Source organism: Rhizobium sp. ZPR4, assembly GCF_040215725.1.
GTDB classification, from domain to species: Bacteria; Pseudomonadota; Alphaproteobacteria; order Rhizobiales; family Rhizobiaceae; genus Rhizobium; species Rhizobium rhizogenes_D.
Genome location: NZ_CP157969.1, coordinates 538835 through 555001, shown reverse-complemented (window position 1 = coordinate 555001; position 16167 = coordinate 538835). Strand labels below are relative to the sequence as shown.

The following is a 16167-nucleotide window of genomic DNA, read 5'->3' as shown; positions in this document are numbered from 1 at the left end:
CATCGATCACTTCAGCTTGAAGCCGAGACGGCGCGCGGCAACCCCGAGCAGATGTCGTCCCTTCAAGGCTTCGACCGTGCCGATCCTGTTTTTTACCTGCACCGTCCAATCGGTGCGCGGCATGCGCTGCTCGGCCTGGAAGTCCTGCAGGACTGTATTGTAATGCTCGAGATCGCCCGACCTCCGGCTACGATCATAGCGCTCGTGGTGCAGAACGGTCGTTTGCGGCAACCGCGGCTTGACCGCCGCCGGTGTTGCCGGATCGGGGTAGCCAACTGTGAGGCCGAAGACCGGGAACACGCCGGCCGGTAATTCCAGTTCGCGTGCCACGGTTTCCGGATCGTTGCGGATCGCGCCGATATAGCAGGTGCCGAGGCCCTGTGACTCTAGGGATACGACGGCATTTTGCGCCGCAAGCGCTGCGTCGATGACGCCGAGCAGGAAGCTCTCGACATAGTCCAGCCCATCGGCAGCGGAACCCTGGTCCGTCGCAATACGGCGCGGCCTTGAAAGGTCCGCAAGCCAGATCAGCAGCAACGGCGCCTGTGCGATCTGCCTCTGCGTTCCGGCAATGGCGTTCAGTCGTGCCTTGCGCGCCTCGTCCCTGACCGCGATCACGCTCCAGGCTTGCAGATTGGATGAGCTTGGCGCCGATTGCGCCGCTGCGATCGCAAGCTGGAGGATAGTGTCAGGAACCGTTTCCGGCAGATAGTCGCGCACGGAGCGATGAGACAGCAGCGTCTCGATCGTCTCGTTCCAGTCCACGCCGATATGCTGGCTGTTGCGGTAGCGCTCCCTGACGAGAGCGGCTAGTCTATCGTCATCCGGAAGCCTGGCGGTCGCAACTGGCGTCATGCTTGTTTCTCCTTCATTCGGCGGCAATGGCATAGGGGTTGGCGGGTCGGGAAAGACCCAGGTGATCCCGCAGGGTACGGCCCGCATAGTCTTTCCGGAACAGGCCGCGGCGGCGCAGGATGGGGACTACCTCGTCCACGAAGACCTCCAGGCCGTGCGGCAGCACGTCGGGCATCAGGTTGAAGCCATCGGCGGCCCCGACCTCGAACCACTTTTCGATGTCGTCGGCAATTGCCTCTGGCGTGCCGACGATGGTGCGGTGTCCCGTCCCGCCATTCAAAGCGCGGATGAGGCCACGCACGGTCAATTTCTCGCGCTGTGCAAGAGCGAGCGTTGCACGAAAGAACGTGTGACCGCCATCGGCCGGCAAGGGAATATCGTCCGGTAGCGGCTCGTCGAGTCTTAGCCTGTTCGGATCGACCTGCAGAACGCCGGACAGGCGCGCAAGACTGTATTCCAGCGGAATGAGTTCGCGCAGCTCCTCCTCGCGTCGCCTGGCCTCCGCCTCGGTGCTGCCGATGATCGTCGCAAGGCCGGCGAGCACCAACAGACTGTCCGGGGTGCGACTGTAGCGAGCCGCGCGCGTTCTGAGGTCGCGCGCATAATCCAGCGACTCCTCCAGGGATTGCGAGGCTGAGAACACTGCCTCGGCGTGCCGGGCCGCCAGCTCGCGTCCGTCGTCCGAGCCGCCAGCCTGTACGATGACGGGATGTCCCTGCGGCGGGCGCGGGACGTTGTGAGGTCCGTGAACGGAGAAATGCTTGCCGCGATGGGCGATCGCGTGGACCTTGCTGGTATCGACGAACCGACCGCTTTCGACGTCACCGATGAAGGCGTCTTCCTCCCAGCTGTCCCACAGTGCCTTTACGACTGATGTAAACTCGGCCGCCCGCTCATAGCGGCTTTGATGCGCGACCGGTTTTTCCAGACCGAAATTCCGGCTTTGCGAGAGATCGGCGCTGGTGACGATATTCCAGCCGACGCGGCCGCCGCTCGCATGGTCGAGCGTCGCAAAGCGCCGCGCGATATTGTAAGGCTCGTTATAGGTGGTGGATGCCGTGGCGATGAGGCCGATATGCTCGGTATGGGCTGCAACCGACGCCAGCACGATGGTCGGCTCGAGAGACGTCAGCGGCCGGTAGTCGACGCGATCGGAAATGGCTGCCTGATCGGCGAGGAAGACCGCATCGAAGGTGCCGCGTTCGGCGATCCGGGCGACATTGATGTAGTGATTGATATCGAAGGATGCGCGCGGGTCGCTTCCCTGCATGCGCCAGGCCGCCGGTGAAAAGCCGGAATGCAGGATGTTGATATTGAGATGAAGCTCGCGTTTCCTGCTCACTGGAATATCCCCGGTTCCGGAAACTCGCCGTCCAGGAACCATGTCCCGACATTGCGGGTCTTGTATTCGGCGGGATTGTGAAGCGTGTGGATGCGGACGTTGCGCCAGAAGCGATCGAACCCGAGCGGCCTGACTGCGGACCTTGCGCCCATGACCTCGAAGATCTCGCTCGTCACTTCAAGGGCGACCCGGCCGGCGAGCACGTTGGCGGATGCGACCGCGATCGCCGCCTCGCCGCGTTCCTCGGCGGTCAAATCCTGTCCTTTTGCATAGACGGCATCGACCGCCGAGAGCGCCCGGTCGGCAAGCGCGGTTGCCGCCTGCACCTTGATCCATAGTTCGCCATACTGCCTCTTGATCCATGGATCGTCGGTGTGCCGTTCGACGCCGGAATAGATCCACGGCCGCGATTGGGTGACGGTATAGTCGCGTGCGGCTGCCAATGCTCCCTGCGCCGAGCCGACGAAGACATTGAGCAGCACGCTCTGCTGTTGCAAGGGTGCCAACAGGGCGATGGGTTCCTGTGGCCGGTCGGTCAGGATCTCACTTTCGTCGATCTCGACGTTCTCGTAGAGGACACGGCCGCTTCCGGTCTGGCGCTGGCCGATCCCGTCCCAATCGTCGGCAATGGTGATGCCTTTGCGGTCTGCCGGGATATAGGCAAAGCTCCGCTTGTTGGTCGTCTCTTCCTCCCAAGCAACCATCAGATAGTCGGCGACATGCGAGCCGGAGGCGAACGGCCTGAAACCGTTGAGGATGATCTTCCCGGCCTCCTGTCGACCGAAGAGGCTTTTTGAGAAGCTGTTCGTCGTATTGCCCCAGAACCAGCGTCCCGCTGCGGAGCGGCGCAGGATGTCTCGGGATCGCTCATCCTTTATCGTGGTGACGGCATTCTGCAACGGGCTGAAATGATAGCCATAGAGATGGCCGAGCGAGCCGTCGACCTTGGCGAATTCGCGAACGATCCGCATGGCAGTCGAATAGGGTTCGCCGGCACCGCCGAACTCCTTCGGAATGACCAGATTGACGAGGCCGCTGTCCTTCAGGAGCCTGATTTGCTCCGCCGGCCTGCCGCCCGATTGATCTCTCTCGACGGCGTCCCTCGTGAACACATCTCGAAGCTCGGCAGCCTTGGCGAGATAGGGATTCGATTTGTCGGCCTCGAAAAGGGAGGGCAGAGGATGGGGTGGCTCGAAGCCATCGGGTTTTATGGTCATGGCGGCCTCGTTGCTAATGCACGCGTGGAAAGCCGTGCCGTTCGGCAAGCAGCTCGAGGATGCGATCGGTCGAATTGACGAAGCGCGTGCCGTTCCAATCGCCGGCATCATCAGGCGGGTTGTCCGCAAGGATCAGAAGCGGCAGCGACTGGTTTTCCTCGCCGGCAACCTCGATCACCTTCTGCCGCGGCCGCAGGAAGGCGACCCTTTCGACATCGATCGCCGAAGCGAGGTCGGGGAAGGAGGCAAGCAATCCTTCGATGGCATTGCAATAAGGGCAGACGAAGCTGACGCCCGGATGTTTCGGATCGGCAAAGCCCGGTGCAATGAGGAAAAGTTTGTCACGCGCCATTTGGTGGTCTCCTATTCTGCTGCGGCCGCATTGCTTGCGGAAAAACGGTTGGCTGGACGTTTGAGCCCGAGATTCTCACGCAGTGTAGTGCCCTCATATTCGGTGCGGAACAGCCCGCGGCGACGCAGCTCCGGCACGACGAGCGTGATGAAATCAGCAAGTCCGCCGGGCATGATCGGCGCCATGATGTTGAAGCCGTCGGCGCCGTAATTTTCGAAGCGTTCTTCCATGACATCGGCGATTTGCGTCGGGGTGCCGACCACCTGCCAATGACCGCGGGCGCCGGCGATGCGAAGATAGAGCTGACGGATCGTCAGGTTTTCGCGGCGGGCGAGATCGAGCACCAGTTCCTGGCGGCTCTTGCCGGCATTGGTGACCGGCGGCTCGGGCGGCACCGGACCGTCAAGCGGATAGGAACTGAGATCGACGCCGGTCAGCTGCGAGAGGAGGTTGAGGCCCACTTCCGGCTGGATGAGCTCCTGCAGGGACTGGAACTTGTCTTCCGCTTCCGCCTCGCTCCGTGCGACCACAGGAAAGATGCCCGGCAGGATCTTCAGGTCATCCGGCGAACGGCCATATTTGCCGAGCCGGCCTTTCACATCGGCATAAAACGCCCTGGCCTCGTCAAGCGTGATCTGTGCGGCAAAGATCGCTTCGGCAGTGCGCGCGGCCAGTTCCTTACCCGGCTCCGAGGCCCCGGCCTGCACCACGACCGGACGTCCCTGCGGCGAGCGCGGAATGTTCAGCGGCCCGCGTACCCTGAAGTGGCGCCCCTTATGGTCAAGCGGGTGCAGCTTCTCCGGATCGAAATAACGGCCGCTCTCGCGATCTCGAACGAAGGCGTCGTCCTCCCAGCTATCCCAGAGGCCAAGCACGACATCGGCGAATTCCTCGGCTCGATCATAACGATCGGCATGCAGGACCTGAGCGTCATGGCCGAAGTTGAAGGCCGCGTCCGGATCGGCGGATGTTACGAGATTCCAGCCGGCGCGGCCGCCGCTTAAGCGATCGAGCGAGCCGAACTGGCGCGCAAGATTGAAGGGATCGGAAAAGCTCGTCGAGGCGGTCGCGATCAGGCCGATATTGCGGGTGACGCTGGCAAGCGCCGACAAGAGCGTGATGGGTTCGAACGGATAGATGCCGCTATGGGCCTTGCGGCTCGCCGCATTCAGGTCCTTCAGCCGTGCCGCGACACCGTCGGCAAAGAAGATGGCGTCGAATTTGGCGGCCTCAGCGAGTTTCGCGAGCTCGAGATAATTCTCGAACTCGGTGCCCACGGACGCTTGCCGATGCCGCCAGGCGGCAACATGATGACCGGTGAAGAGCAGGAAGGCGCCGAGCTTGATCTGGTCCTTGCGTCTAGCCATGAGATGTCCTTTCAGCGGTACATTGCCGGAGCGGGGAACTCGCCGGTCAGAAGGAAGGTGCCGAGCGTGCGCTTCTTGTATTCGGCGGGATTATGGAGTGTATGGGTTCGCACGTTCCGCCAGAAGCGATCGAAGCCATTGGCCGTGGTTGCCGATCGCGCGCCCATAACGTCGAAGATCTCGCTGGAGACGGCAAGCCCGACCTCACCGGCATAGAGGTTTGCCGTGGCGATATCGATGGCGGCGGCCCCGCGATCTTCATGCGTCAGGCCCGGTCCCTGGTTGAAGGCGTCGTCAAGGCTTCGGGCGGCCTTGTCGGCAAGCTCGGTGGCAGCGAGCGTTCGGATGTAGAGATCGCCGTATTGCCGCTTGATCCAGGGATCGTCGGTATGCTTGTCGACGCCGGAATAGATCCAGGGGCGTGAGGACGTCGTCGTGTAGGCGCGGCCTTCTTCCAGCGCGCCTTGGGCGCTGCCGACAAAGACGTTGAGCAGCACGCTCTGCTGCAGCAGGGAGGTCAGCGAGGTGTAGGGGGTAAGGGGAACGGCAGGCGAGCTGATAAGTTCGTCATCCGCTATCTCGAGGTCGTGGAAACTGACCGTGCCGCTGCCGGTCTGGCGCTGGCCGATACCGTCCCAGTCGTCCTCGATGACAATGCCGTTCCGATTGGCAGGAACGGCCGCCGTCAGCCGTTCGCCGTCGGCGTTTTCGAAGGAGATCTGGATATAGTCTGATATGTGCGAGCCAGAGGAAAACGGGCGCTTGCCGTTGACCAGCCAGCCACGGTCGATCCGCCGTCCTGACGATGTTTTCGACATGGCATTGCCGGAATTGCCCCAGACGAAATTGTTCGCCGCGGAGGCTCTGAGCAACCGCTCCCTCTGCACATCCGACCCTCGAAAGAGCACGAGGTTCAAGGGGAGATGATGGTAACCGAAAAGATGTGCGAGCGAACCGTCGGTGCGGGCAAATTCCCGTACCACTCTAAGGATGGAGAGCCAGGAAGCGCCGCGACCGCCATAGCGGGCCGGGATCTGCGCCGAAGGCAATCCGCTCTCCTTCAGCAGGCGAATCTGCGCGGTTGGTCTGCCGCCCAACCGGTCGCGCTCGACCGCGTCCCGATCGAATGCCCGTCTCAGTTCGATGGCCTTTGCGACAAGGGGATCGGATGTGTCTGATTGGAAAGACATGTCTGCTCCATGCCAATGGATCCTAAGCGGTACTCGACCGCTACCGGCATGAAGGGTTCGGTGATAACTGGCCCAAGTCCAGCAATATCTATTTGATCGGGCAGGAAGAAATTCTTTTCCGAGCTGGGCTGAAGACAGTGCCGGTCGCGATTCTCAAGCCGTCCCGCTCGATCGTCACGAAACGATCTCCGCCGGTTCGGTGTCGCAAATGACGAACAAATCCGAAGTGACGGCCGTAAATAGAATATATTTTCTATAGATTATTATCTTTAATGATTAGCCTTCTCCCGACGGCCATGATGGAGAAGAGATGATGACGGGCAGACAACGGCGATTGAAGCTTGGCGCTTTCCTTTATCCAACCGGCCATCATATCGCCGCCTGGCGGCATCCTTTAACGCAGGCCGATGCCGGTTCCAACTTTGCCCATTATGTCGAGCTTGCGCAAATCGCCGAAGCGGCGAAGTTCGATCTGATCTTCATGGCTGACGGCGTCGGGACGCGCGGAGCGGATACGGAGGCACTGCATCGCACGGCCCAGCGCTATGTCGCGCAGTTCGAGCCGATTACCTTGCTGTCGGCCCTGGCGGCGGTCACCAAGAACATCGGCTTTATCGCAACCGCCTCGACCTCGTTCAACGAGCCCTATCACATCGCCCGCAAATTCGCCCCTCTCGATCATATCAGCGGGGGGCGTGCCGGCTGGAACCTTGTGACATCCTCCAGCGACCATGAAGCGCATAATTTCGGCAGGGACGAGCACTATGCCCATGCGGAGCGTTATGAACGCGCCGAAGAATTTGCCGATGTCGTGCTCGGCCTCTGGGATACCTGGGAGGAAGATGCGTTCCCCCGCAATCAGCAGAGCGGCGTCTTTTATGAGCCGGAGAAGCAGCACATCCTCAATCACACTGGAAAGCATTTCAAGGTGCGCGGGCCGCTGAACGTGGCGCGCACGCCGCAGGGCCATCCCGTCCTCGTGCAGGCAGGCTCTTCGGAGCCGGGACGGGAGCTTGCCGCGCGCACCGCCGAGGTCGTCTTTACCGCCCATCAGACCGTCGAAGATGCGCGAGCCTTCTATGCGGATATCAAAGGTCGCCTGGCAAAATACGGAAGGGATCGGGATGATCTCAAGATCATGCCCGGCATCTTCCCGGTTGTCGGCAGAACGCGCGAGGAAGCGCGGCAAAAATTCGCGGAGCTTCAGGATCTCGTCCATCCGGTTGTCGGCCTTTCGATGCTGAACGGCATGTCGGGCGGTGTCGACCTCTCGCACTATCCGCTCGACGGTCCCATTCCGGATCTGCCGGAAACCAATGGCAGCAAGAGCCGCCAGAAATTGCTGCTTGATCTTGCCAGGCGCGAAAACCTGACGATCAGGGAGCTCTATCTTCGCATTGCCGGCGCGCGGGGGCACTGGCAGATTCTGGGAACGCCGATCGAGATCGCCGATCATATGGAAGAGTGGTTCAAGACGGGCGCAGCCGACGGCTTTAACGTCATGCCGCCGCAACTGCCGACCGGCCTTTATGATTTCGTCGAACATGTGTTGCCGGAGCTGCGTCGTCGCGGTCTTTTCCGCAGCGATTACGAAGGCACGACACTGCGCGAAAATCTCGGTTTGAAGGTGCCGCGACACCCCGCCCGCCGCGCCGTTGCCGCGGAGTAGCACATCATGGGCAATTCCCTGCATCTCCAGATCAGCCATGTCACCCGCCAGTTCAAGGTCAACGGCGAGATCTTGACCGCGCTCGACGATGTCAGCCTCGATATCGCCGAGGGCGAGTTCGTGACCATCGTCGGAGCGAGCGGTTGCGGAAAGTCGACGCTATTGCGCCTCGGCGCCGGTCTCGATCTTCCGACGTCCGGCTTCGTCGGCCATGGCGGGCGGCCGGTCAAGGAACCGAGCCTCGAGCGTGGCATCGTCTTTCAGGAGCCGCGGCTTTTCCCCTGGTTGACGGTCGCCCGCAATATCGCGCTCGGGCTGGAAAATTCCGGTCTGTCCAAGGCGGAGAAGGGCAGGCTTGTCGAATCCCACCTCGAACTTGTCGGGCTCTCCGGCTTTGCGAAGGCCTATCCGCACCAGCTTTCCGGCGGGATGGCCCAGCGCGCCGGCATCGCTCGCGGATTGGTCAACCGCCCCAATGTCCTCTTTCTCGATGAACCCTTTGGCGCGCTCGACGCCATCACCAAGGCAAGGCTGCAGGACGAGCTGCAGACGATCTGGGCGAAGGAGCGCATCACCATGGTCCTGGTGACGCATGATGTCGAGGAGGCTGTCTATCTCGGCGACCGCGTCGTCGTCATGTCGCCCCGGCCGGGTCGCATCCGCGACATCGTTGCCGTGGATTTGCCGCGCCCGCGCGAACGCACCTCTCCTCGGCTGGTCGAAATCCGCAATCGCATTCTTGAGAGCCTCAACGCCACGACATCAACGCCTCGCGCTCCATCCGGCATCACAAGTCCGGTGGTTGAAGCCCGGCCTGCCGTCGTCGCTGCAGAATAATCACGGAGCAACAGATGAAACTGTCCATTCTTTCCCGTTTGGTCGCCGGTGCGGCAGTCGCCTTGACGCTATTGTCCGCCCCCGCCTGGGCGCAGGCCCCCCTCGTCATTCACGTCGGATACGCCGCAATCGGTGTCGACAATAAACCCTATGCCGAGGGAACGTCGGCAGCGACGGCGCGCGCCGGCGAATTTCTGGAAAAGGAATTCGCCAACGATCCGACCATCAAGATCGAATGGACCTTCTTCAAAGGGGCAGGTCCAGCCGTCAATGAAGGCTTCGCCAACGACCAGCTCGACTTTGCCTATCAGGGCGATCTTCCCGCGCTGATCGGGCGGGCAACGGGCCTGAAGACGAAGTTTTTGCTGGCGAGCGGCGCACGCAAACCGCTCTATCTCGCTGTTGCCAAGGGATCCGGCATCAAGACGATCGAAGATCTGAAGGGCCGCAAGGTCGCGCTGCAGCGCGGCACCAACGGCCATCTCTCCGCAATCAAGATCCTGCAGGCACATGGATTGAACGAGCGCGACATCCAGGTCGTCAATCTCGATACAGCCGGCACGGTCGCGGCCTTGACCAGCAAGGATATCGACGCCGCCTTCGGCGACACGCAGCTCATTAATCTGGCGGCGAAGGATAGCGCCGATATCATTTACACGACGAAGGGCGATGATCCGCGCTTCGGGCGCAATGCCGGCGTCATCGGCCGCCAGGCTTTCATCGACGCCCATCCGGAGATCACGCAGCGTGTCGTCGATGCTTTCGTCAAGGCGGCGCAATGGTCGTCCGAGGAAGAGAACCGTGCAGCGCTCTTCGAACTCTGGCACAAGTCCGGCACGCCCGTACCGATCCTGGAGGAGTATTTCCGCAACGATACGCTCGCCTATCGCAACTCGCCGCTGATCGACGATCTCCTAGTCTCGCAGTACAAGGAGCAGGCGATCAAGAGCAAGGAATATGGCCTGATCCGCCGTGATGTCGATCTCAATGGCTGGTTTGAGCCGAAATATCTCAACAATGCGCTGGAAAGGCTCGGCCTGACAAAATTCTGGCAGCCCTATGGCGCCGACGGAAAGCCGGTCGCCTCCTGATCGTCGCCAACAAAATGAGCGAAGGAGGCTTGTATGAGCGTTGTCGCCGAGACTGCCGGTCGAGCCGGCCTCCCGCTATCATCCGCAAGGCTCCCGCGCCTCGCGTTTTTCGTGACCGGCTTGATCTTTCCGCTTGGTTTGTTTGCTCTCTGGTGGGTAGCCTCCGCCAGAGGCTGGTTACCGGAGCAGATCCTGCCGCCGCCGGCCTATGTCTATCAGACCGGCCGCGACATGATCCTGAGCGGCGAACTTCTCTATCATACCGGAGTGAGCCTCGGCCGTGTCGTCATCGGCTTTACCATAGGCGCCGGGCTCGGTCTGTTGCTCGGCATTGCCATGGGGCTTTCCGAAACGGTCGAGGACTATGTGAAGCCGCTCTTCCTCGCCTTTGCGCAAATTCCGACTCTCGGATGGATTCCGCTTCTCATGCTGCTTGTCGGCATCGAGGAAACCTTGAAGATCATCATCATCGCCAAGGGCGCCATCGTGCCGATGACGATGAACACGCTCGCCGGAATTCGCGGCGTGTCGCCGAAATATATTGAAGTCGGCAGGGCGCTGCGTTTCAGCCGCTGGCAGACCCTGCGTCTGATCGTGCTGCCGGGCGCGCTTCCGTCGATCTTCACCGGTATCCGCTATGGCCTCACCCATTCATGGACATCGCTTGTCGGCGTCGAGTTGCTCGCCTCTTCCGAGGGGCTCGGCTACCTGCTGGTCTGGGGTCGGCAGATGTTCTGGCTCGATACGGTCATCGTCGCGATGATCGTGATTGGGCTGGTCGGCTTTGTCATGGACAAGGGCCTTGATCGCACGGAGCTGTTGATCCAGCGCTGGAAACGGCAGGAGATTTGACAATGACGCAAACCAGCCCTTTCGTCCGGTTTCGGCGCGGCATAACGCTGCCGATCCTTCTCCTCGTCGCCTGGGAAGTCTCAAGCCGCACCGGTCTGGTGGATGCGCGCTTTCTGCCGTCGCTGGAGGATGTCGTCGCCACGGCCAAGCGTGAGCTGATCGACAATGATCTCATCGGCGAACTGGGCTTCAGCCTTATGCGGAATATAGCCGGCTTCCTGATTGGATGCGTGCTCGGTGTCGGCTTCGCGAGCCTGCTGGCGCTCTCGCGGGTTGCCGACCGATTGATCATGCCGACCTTCAACGGCTTGAAGCAGATCTCCCTTCTTGCCTGGATACCGCTGATCTCGGTATGGTTCGGTTTCGGCGAGCAGGCGAAGATCGTCTTCGTCGCGCTCGCCGCCTTCATCCCCATCGTTCTCAATACCTATGACGGCATGCGCGACGCGCCGGCCGATCTTCTGGAAGTCGCAAGAGCGTTAAGGTTCAATGCGCGGCAGAAGGCATTGCGGATCTATATTCCGGCGGCAATGCCGTCGATCGCCACCGGTGTCCATCTGGGCTTGATCTATGCTTGGCTGGCAACGGTCGGCGCAGAATATTTCCTGGCGGTCGGCCCGGGCGTCGGCGGCCTGGTCATTGCGGGTAGGGAGCGGTTCGATATGGCACTTGTCATGGTCGGCGTCTTCGTGCTCGGCTTTGTCGGATTTGCCTTAAACCGACTTGCCTATGCACTCGAAGCTTATTTGTTGCGCTGGCGGCCTAAGCAGACCGCGTAGACTGCAAATATCGTGCTTCAATGTACCTGAGTGGGATGAACCGGTTGTTCGGGTACATTCTATTTCCAAGCGCGACATGCCGATGATTTCGATGGCTTCAATTTGGAGATATTCGCAACTGCCCTCGCCGACCGGCGGTGCCGTTGACCATGCTTATCGCGCCCGAACGAACCAGAATCACGCGCGTGAGGTTGCTGGTGGAGTTTCTGGCCGAGGCGATGCTGCACATCCCTGGCATAGGGCGGTCACCGGCGGGGAGTTAAACCGCCCGCTGGTGGATGCTCCCAGCGGCCCTGATCCAACTGGGAAAGCCAATCACTGACGCCGACCTTGCCTGTTTCCCTCGCTGTCAAAGAAATACAGGTTTTCGGCAGAAGCAGCAACGGCAAGCTCGGAATCGATCAATATCTGGGAGCGACCGGGAACACGAAAGACAATGTTCTGCCCATCATGCAAGATGCCGTAGACATAACTTTCAGCGCCCACCAACTCCACCGCCTGAACGCGAGCGTGGGCGGTGAAGGCAGCGTCATTCGTATCATTGGCGAGATGAAGGTCCTCCGGCCGAATTCCAATTGTCGCATTACGAGCATCTTGGCTGATGATTGGTGCCAGGACGGCGCCGCTTTTTTCCGTGATCCTAAGCAGGTTCATTGAGGGTGACCCGATGAACGTCGCGACAAAGGTCGTAGCTGGCCGTTCGTAGAGTTCAATCGGCGTGCCGACCTGTTCGATCCGCCCGCCATTCAGCACCACCAGCCGGTCGGCAAGCGTCATGGCCTCCATCTGGTCATGAGTGACATAGACGCTGGTGGTTGCCAGCGAGCGCTGCAGCCGCTTGATCTCGACGCGCATCTGCACCCGCAGCTTTGCATCGAGATTGGAAAGCGGTTCGTCGAACAGGAACGCCGCCGGTTCGCGTACGATGGCGCGGCCCATCGCTACACGTTGTCGCTGACCACCGGAGAGTTGACGCGGTTTGCGCTCGAGGAAGGGCTCGATCTCAAGCGATCGTGCCGCTGATTGGATGCGCTGCTCTATCTCGGCTGCGGGGAAATTCCTGTTCTTCAGCCCATATGCCAGATTCTGGCGCACAGTCATATGCGGATAAAGCGCGTAGTTCTGGAAGACCATCGCTATGTCGCGTTCTGAGGGTTCCAGGCGATTAACGATGCGGCCACCTATGTTGATTTCGCCGGATGTGACGGCTTCCAGGCCTGCGATCATGCGCAGGAGCGTGGACTTGCCGCAGCCGGAAGGTCCGACCAATACGACGAGTTCGCCATCGGCGATATCGAGCGATACGCCCTTGATTGCATCGACGTTGCCGCCGTAGCTTTTGCGGACGCCCTTGAGGGTGATCCCAGCCATTATTTCTCCGTCTCCACAAGGCCTTTGACGAACCAGCGCTGCATCAGCACCACGACGAGGATGGGCGGGATGATCGCCAGGATCGCCGTCACCATCACAAAATTCCACGGTGTCGCTGCATCGGCGAAATCCACCATTTTCCGGAGCCCGATGATGATCGTCGACATCTTCGCGTCATTGGTGACGAGGAGCGGCCACAGATATTGCGTCCAGCCATAAATGAAGAGGATCACGAACAGGGCGGCGATATTGGTCTTCGACAGCGGCAACAGGATATCGCGCATGAAGCGGAAGGGGCCGGCATTGTCGATGCGGGCGGCTTCCAGCAGTTCGCCCGGCACCGTCAGGAAGAACTGCCGGAACAGGAATGTCGCCGTTGCCGATGCCATCAGCGGTAAAGTCAGGCCTGCATAGGTATCGATCATGCCGAGATCGACGATGACCTTGTAGGTCGGCAGGATGCGCACTTCCACCGGCAGCATCAATGTTACGAAGATCATCCAGAAGAACACCATCCGCAGCGGAAAGCGGAAGAAGACGATGGCGAAGGCCGACAGGAAGGAGATCGCGATCTTGCCGGCAGCGATGACGACTGCGACGACAAACGTATTCCACAGCATCCGTTCAAGGCTGACACCGACCACGCGCTCCACGCCGCCGTTCAGCGCCTCACCATAGTTTTCGGCGAAATGACCGCCGGGCAGCAGTGAGATCGGCGGCCGCAGAATCTCGGCTGATGTCATCGTCGAGGCGACGAAAGTGTAATAGATCGGGAAGGCGACGATGACGATGCCAAGGATCAACATGAGATGGCCGATCAGATTGGCGATGGGGCGTTTTTCGATCATCGGTTCGCCTCACGCATAATGCACACGCTTCTCGACGAAGCGGAATTGGAATGCGGTGAGCGCGATCACGATCACCATGAGGATGACGGACTGAGCCGCGGAAGAGCCGAGGTTGAGATTGACGAAGCCGTCATTGTAGACCTTGTAGACGAGGGTTTCCGTCGCCTTTGCCGGCCCGCCACCGGTGACGGCATGGATGATGCCGAAGGTGTCGAAGAAGGCGTAGACCGTGTTGACTACCAAGAGGAAGAAGGTCGTTGGCGCCAGCAGCGGAAAGACGATCGTCCAGAAGCGCCGGTTGCCGCGAGCACCGTCGATGGACGCTGCTTCCAGCAGCGATTTGGGGATTGCCTGCAGGCCGGCCACGAAGAACAGGAAATTGTAGCTGATCTGCTTCCAGGCCGCGGCAACGATGACCAGCACCATGGCCTGATTGCCGTTCAGTAGCGGATCCCAGGCAAAGCCGTTGCGGCGCAGAATATAGGCCAACGTGCCCATAGCCGGATTGAACATGAAGAGCCACAGCATGCCGGCAACCGCGGGAGCGACCGCATAGGGCCAGATCAGCAGCGTGCGATAAAGCGTCTGGCCGCGCACCACCTTGTCGGCGGCGGTGGCGAGCGCTAGCGCGACGATCATCGACAGCAGCGCCGTCGCGACGCTGAAGATCACGGTGACCTGCAGGGAATGCAGGTAGGTCTCGTCGGACAAGACGGCGCGGAAGTTCGCAAGCCCCACGAAGCCGCTCTTCAGTCCGAAGGGGTCTTCGCGCTGCGTCGATTGATAAAGCGCCTGGCTCGCCGGCCAGAAAAAGAAGACGACCGTCAGGATGATCTGCGGAGCGACCAGGAAATAGGGAAGGATCTTGTTCGGAAAGACGACGCGCTGCACGGCGATCTCCTAGGACGGGAAAACTGCCCGCAGCCGTGACGGCCGCGGGCCAGACCGCATCAGCGCATCAATTGCCGATGGCTTGCTGGATGGCGGCATTGCCGCGCTCGACGGCCTTGTCGAGCGCCGTCTTTGCGTCTTCCTTGCCGGCCAGCATCGCCTCGAACTCTTCGTTCATGATGTCGCGCACCTGCGGCAGGTTGACGAGGCGCACGCCCTTGGAATTGGCCGTTGGAGCCTTGCCGAGCATCTGCAGGATGGGCGTTTCGCGGCCGGGATTCTTGTCGTAGAAACCGGATTTCTTGGTTTCCTCGTAGGCGGCCATCGTTACCGGCAAATAGCCGGACACCTGATGCAGGCGCGCCTGGATCTTCGTCTGCGACAGGAAATGGAAGAATTCGGCGATGCCCTTGTATTCGGTGTCGCTCTTGCCCGCGAAAACCCAAAGGCTGGCGCCGCCGGGGATGGTGTTTTGCGGCCTGCCTTCACCTTCGTAGTAGGGAAGTTGGCCAATGCCATAGCTTATGCCGCTCTTGATGATGTCGCCGAGGCCGCCGGACGATTCCGTCAGGATACCGCATTCTCCAGACGTGAAGAGTTGCTTGGCTTCAGACGTGCGGCCGCCATAGCGGAAGGTGCCGTCCTTGGCGAGATCGGCGATTGCCTGGAAATGCTGGACGAAGAGCGGCGCATTGAACGCCAGTTTGACATCGGTGCCGCCGAGGCCGTTCTCGTTGGAGCCATAGCTGATATTGTTCCAGGCGGCGAAATTTTCCGTCTGAATCCAGGTGAGCCAGGTGGAGGTGAAGCCGCATGCCGATGCACCGCTCGACTTGATCTTCTTGGCCGCTGCAAAGACATCAGGCCAGGTTTTCGGCGGGTTTTCGGGGTCGAGCCCGGCCTTCTTGAAGGTATCCTTGTTATAATAAAGGATCGGCGAAGACGAATTGTAGGGGAAGGACAACATCGTGCCGTCCGGCTTGGAATAGTAGGAAACGATGCCGGGCAGATAGAGCGATTTGTCGAATGTATAGCCGCCTTTTTTCAGGACTTCGGCCGCCGGCATGATCGCGCCTTCGGCACCCATCATCACGCCGCTGCCGGCATCGAAGACCTGCAGAATGGCTGGCGCCTGCTTGGCACGAAACGCGGCAATGCCGGCATTCAGAGCTTCCGGATAGGTACCCTTGAACACGGGTACGATCTTGTAGTCCTTCTGGCTGTCGTTGAACTCCTTGGCCAGCTGGTCGACGACCTCGTTGTTGGCGCCAGACATGGCATGCCACCATTGGAGCTCGGTTGCTGCAAACGCGTGCGATGTACCGGCGAACGAAATTGCAGCCGCCACCAGGCTGCTCCAAGTGAAGCGATTAGGCATTATTCCTCCCATTGTCATTCCTCCCGTGAAACGGATTGGCTGATCCTCCTCGATCGGCCAGCCCGCTTTGCACTACACTGCCGCCGGATTCGGTGACCAACATGCAAGCGCGTTCATTTAAACTAATG

Annotated in this window: 15 protein-coding genes; 5 read left to right on the top strand and 10 right to left on the bottom strand. The window is 60.5% G+C overall.

Translation table 11 applies throughout. The features are described from left to right. Positions 1 to 6: 6 nt before the first annotated feature. Genes ABOK31_RS30405 through ABOK31_RS30380 form a run of 6 tightly spaced genes read right to left on the bottom strand, consistent with a single transcriptional unit; the run spans position 7 to position 6323 of the window. Positions 7 to 855, bottom strand: coding sequence for an NADPH-dependent oxidoreductase (locus ABOK31_RS30405; RefSeq protein WP_349962716.1), 849 nt, complete (start codon positions 853 to 855; stop codon positions 7 to 9). Between the two features lie 13 nt (positions 856 to 868). Further along, the gene (locus tag ABOK31_RS30400; RefSeq protein ID WP_349962715.1) at positions 869 to 2197 is read right to left on the bottom strand and encodes an LLM class flavin-dependent oxidoreductase; all 1329 of its coding nucleotides are present in this window, start codon (positions 2195 to 2197) and stop codon (positions 869 to 871) included. Continuing rightward, positions 2194 to 3414 carry an acyl-CoA dehydrogenase family protein gene (locus tag ABOK31_RS30395; RefSeq protein ID WP_349962713.1) on the bottom strand — a complete coding sequence of 407 codons (1221 nt, stop codon included), beginning with the start codon at positions 3412 to 3414 and terminating at the stop codon, positions 2194 to 2196. Before ABOK31_RS30395 ends, ABOK31_RS30400 begins: the two co-directional genes overlap by 4 nt. A 13-nt stretch (positions 3415 to 3427) precedes the next feature. Further along, a complete protein-coding gene (locus tag ABOK31_RS30390; RefSeq protein ID WP_349962711.1) occupies positions 3428 to 3766 on the bottom strand; it encodes a DUF3088 domain-containing protein in 339 nt (112 codons plus the stop codon). Positions 3767 to 3777: 11 nt separating this feature from the next. After that, positions 3778 to 5133 carry an LLM class flavin-dependent oxidoreductase gene (locus ABOK31_RS30385; RefSeq protein ID WP_349962710.1) on the bottom strand — a complete coding sequence of 452 codons (1356 nt, stop codon included), beginning with the start codon at positions 5131 to 5133 and terminating at the stop codon, positions 3778 to 3780. A gap of 11 nt (positions 5134 to 5144) precedes the next feature. Next, a complete protein-coding gene (locus ABOK31_RS30380; protein WP_349962709.1) occupies positions 5145 to 6323 on the bottom strand; it encodes an acyl-CoA dehydrogenase family protein in 1179 nt (392 codons plus the stop codon). Positions 6324 to 6636: 313 nt separating this feature from the next. On the opposite strand from ABOK31_RS30380, the gene ABOK31_RS30375 reads away from it, so the two are divergent. Genes ABOK31_RS30375 through ABOK31_RS30355 form a run of 5 tightly spaced genes read left to right on the top strand, consistent with a single transcriptional unit; the run spans position 6637 to position 11551 of the window. Next, positions 6637 to 7992 carry an LLM class flavin-dependent oxidoreductase gene (locus tag ABOK31_RS30375; protein ID WP_349962822.1) on the top strand — a complete coding sequence of 452 codons (1356 nt, stop codon included), beginning with the start codon at positions 6637 to 6639 and terminating at the stop codon, positions 7990 to 7992. Positions 7993 to 7998: 6 nt separating this feature from the next. Further along, the gene (locus ABOK31_RS30370) at positions 7999 to 8829 is read left to right on the top strand and encodes an ABC transporter ATP-binding protein (RefSeq protein ID WP_349962707.1); all 831 of its coding nucleotides are present in this window, start codon (positions 7999 to 8001) and stop codon (positions 8827 to 8829) included. Between the two features lie 14 nt (positions 8830 to 8843). Next, positions 8844 to 9920 (top strand): ABC transporter substrate-binding protein, encoded by a 1077-nt coding sequence (locus tag ABOK31_RS30365; RefSeq protein ID WP_349962705.1) that lies wholly within the window; start codon positions 8844 to 8846, stop codon positions 9918 to 9920. Positions 9921 to 9953: 33 nt separating this feature from the next. After that, complete coding sequence (locus ABOK31_RS30360) at positions 9954 to 10772, top strand: ABC transporter permease (RefSeq protein ID WP_349962704.1); 819 nt, start codon at positions 9954 to 9956, stop codon at positions 10770 to 10772. A 2-nt stretch (positions 10773 to 10774) separates the two neighbouring features. After that, positions 10775 to 11551, top strand: a complete 777-nt coding sequence (locus ABOK31_RS30355; protein ID WP_349962703.1) for an ABC transporter permease — start codon at positions 10775 to 10777, stop codon at positions 11549 to 11551. Between the two features lie 315 nt (positions 11552 to 11866). Here ABOK31_RS30355 and ABOK31_RS30350 read toward each other — a convergent pair whose 3' ends face one another. The 4 genes from ABOK31_RS30350 to ugpB form a co-directional block, all read right to left on the bottom strand. Continuing rightward, positions 11867 to 12922 carry a sn-glycerol-3-phosphate import ATP-binding protein UgpC gene (locus tag ABOK31_RS30350; RefSeq protein WP_349962702.1) on the bottom strand — a complete coding sequence of 352 codons (1056 nt, stop codon included), beginning with the start codon at positions 12920 to 12922 and terminating at the stop codon, positions 11867 to 11869. Next, positions 12922 to 13770: a sn-glycerol-3-phosphate ABC transporter permease UgpE gene (gene ugpE / locus ABOK31_RS30345; RefSeq protein ID WP_349962700.1), complete on the bottom strand. Its 849-nt coding sequence runs from the start codon at positions 13768 to 13770 to the stop codon at positions 12922 to 12924. The genes ABOK31_RS30350 and ugpE overlap by 1 nt, the downstream gene beginning before the upstream one ends. A gap of 9 nt (positions 13771 to 13779) precedes the next feature. Continuing rightward, complete coding sequence (gene ugpA, locus ABOK31_RS30340) at positions 13780 to 14661, bottom strand: sn-glycerol-3-phosphate ABC transporter permease UgpA (protein WP_174172682.1); 882 nt, start codon at positions 14659 to 14661, stop codon at positions 13780 to 13782. Positions 14662 to 14728: 67 nt separating this feature from the next. Beyond that, positions 14729 to 16039, bottom strand: coding sequence for a sn-glycerol-3-phosphate ABC transporter substrate-binding protein UgpB (ugpB, locus tag ABOK31_RS30335; RefSeq protein ID WP_349962698.1), 1311 nt, complete (start codon positions 16037 to 16039; stop codon positions 14729 to 14731). Between the last annotated feature and the right edge of the window lie 128 nt (positions 16040 to 16167).

Bases quoted from the DNA above. Each gene is read 5' to 3' on its own strand.
- ABOK31_RS30405 (WP_349962716.1), bottom strand. From the start codon at position 855: ATGACGCCAGTTGCGACCGCCAGGCTTCCGGATGACGATAGACTAGCC.
- ABOK31_RS30395 (WP_349962713.1), bottom strand. From the start codon at position 3,414: ATGACCATAAAACCCGATGGCTTCGAGCCACCCCATCCTCTGCCCTCC.
- ABOK31_RS30390 (WP_349962711.1), bottom strand. From the start codon at position 3,766: ATGGCGCGTGACAAACTTTTCCTCATTGCACCGGGCTTTGCCGATCCG.
- ABOK31_RS30385 (WP_349962710.1), bottom strand. From the start codon at position 5,133: ATGGCTAGACGCAAGGACCAGATCAAGCTCGGCGCCTTCCTGCTCTTC.
- ABOK31_RS30380 (WP_349962709.1), bottom strand. From the start codon at position 6,323: ATGTCTTTCCAATCAGACACATCCGATCCCCTTGTCGCAAAGGCCATC.
- ABOK31_RS30375 (WP_349962822.1), top strand. From the start codon at position 6,637: ATGACGGGCAGACAACGGCGATTGAAGCTTGGCGCTTTCCTTTATCCA.
- ABOK31_RS30370 (WP_349962707.1), top strand. From the start codon at position 7,999: ATGGGCAATTCCCTGCATCTCCAGATCAGCCATGTCACCCGCCAGTTC.
- ABOK31_RS30365 (WP_349962705.1), top strand. From the start codon at position 8,844: ATGAAACTGTCCATTCTTTCCCGTTTGGTCGCCGGTGCGGCAGTCGCC.
- ABOK31_RS30360 (WP_349962704.1), top strand. From the start codon at position 9,954: ATGAGCGTTGTCGCCGAGACTGCCGGTCGAGCCGGCCTCCCGCTATCA.
- ABOK31_RS30355 (WP_349962703.1), top strand. From the start codon at position 10,775: ATGACGCAAACCAGCCCTTTCGTCCGGTTTCGGCGCGGCATAACGCTG.
- ABOK31_RS30350 (WP_349962702.1), bottom strand. From the start codon at position 12,922: ATGGCTGGGATCACCCTCAAGGGCGTCCGCAAAAGCTACGGCGGCAAC.
- ugpE (WP_349962700.1), bottom strand. From the start codon at position 13,770: ATGATCGAAAAACGCCCCATCGCCAATCTGATCGGCCATCTCATGTTG.
- ugpB (WP_349962698.1), bottom strand. From the start codon at position 16,039: ATGCCTAATCGCTTCACTTGGAGCAGCCTGGTGGCGGCTGCAATTTCG.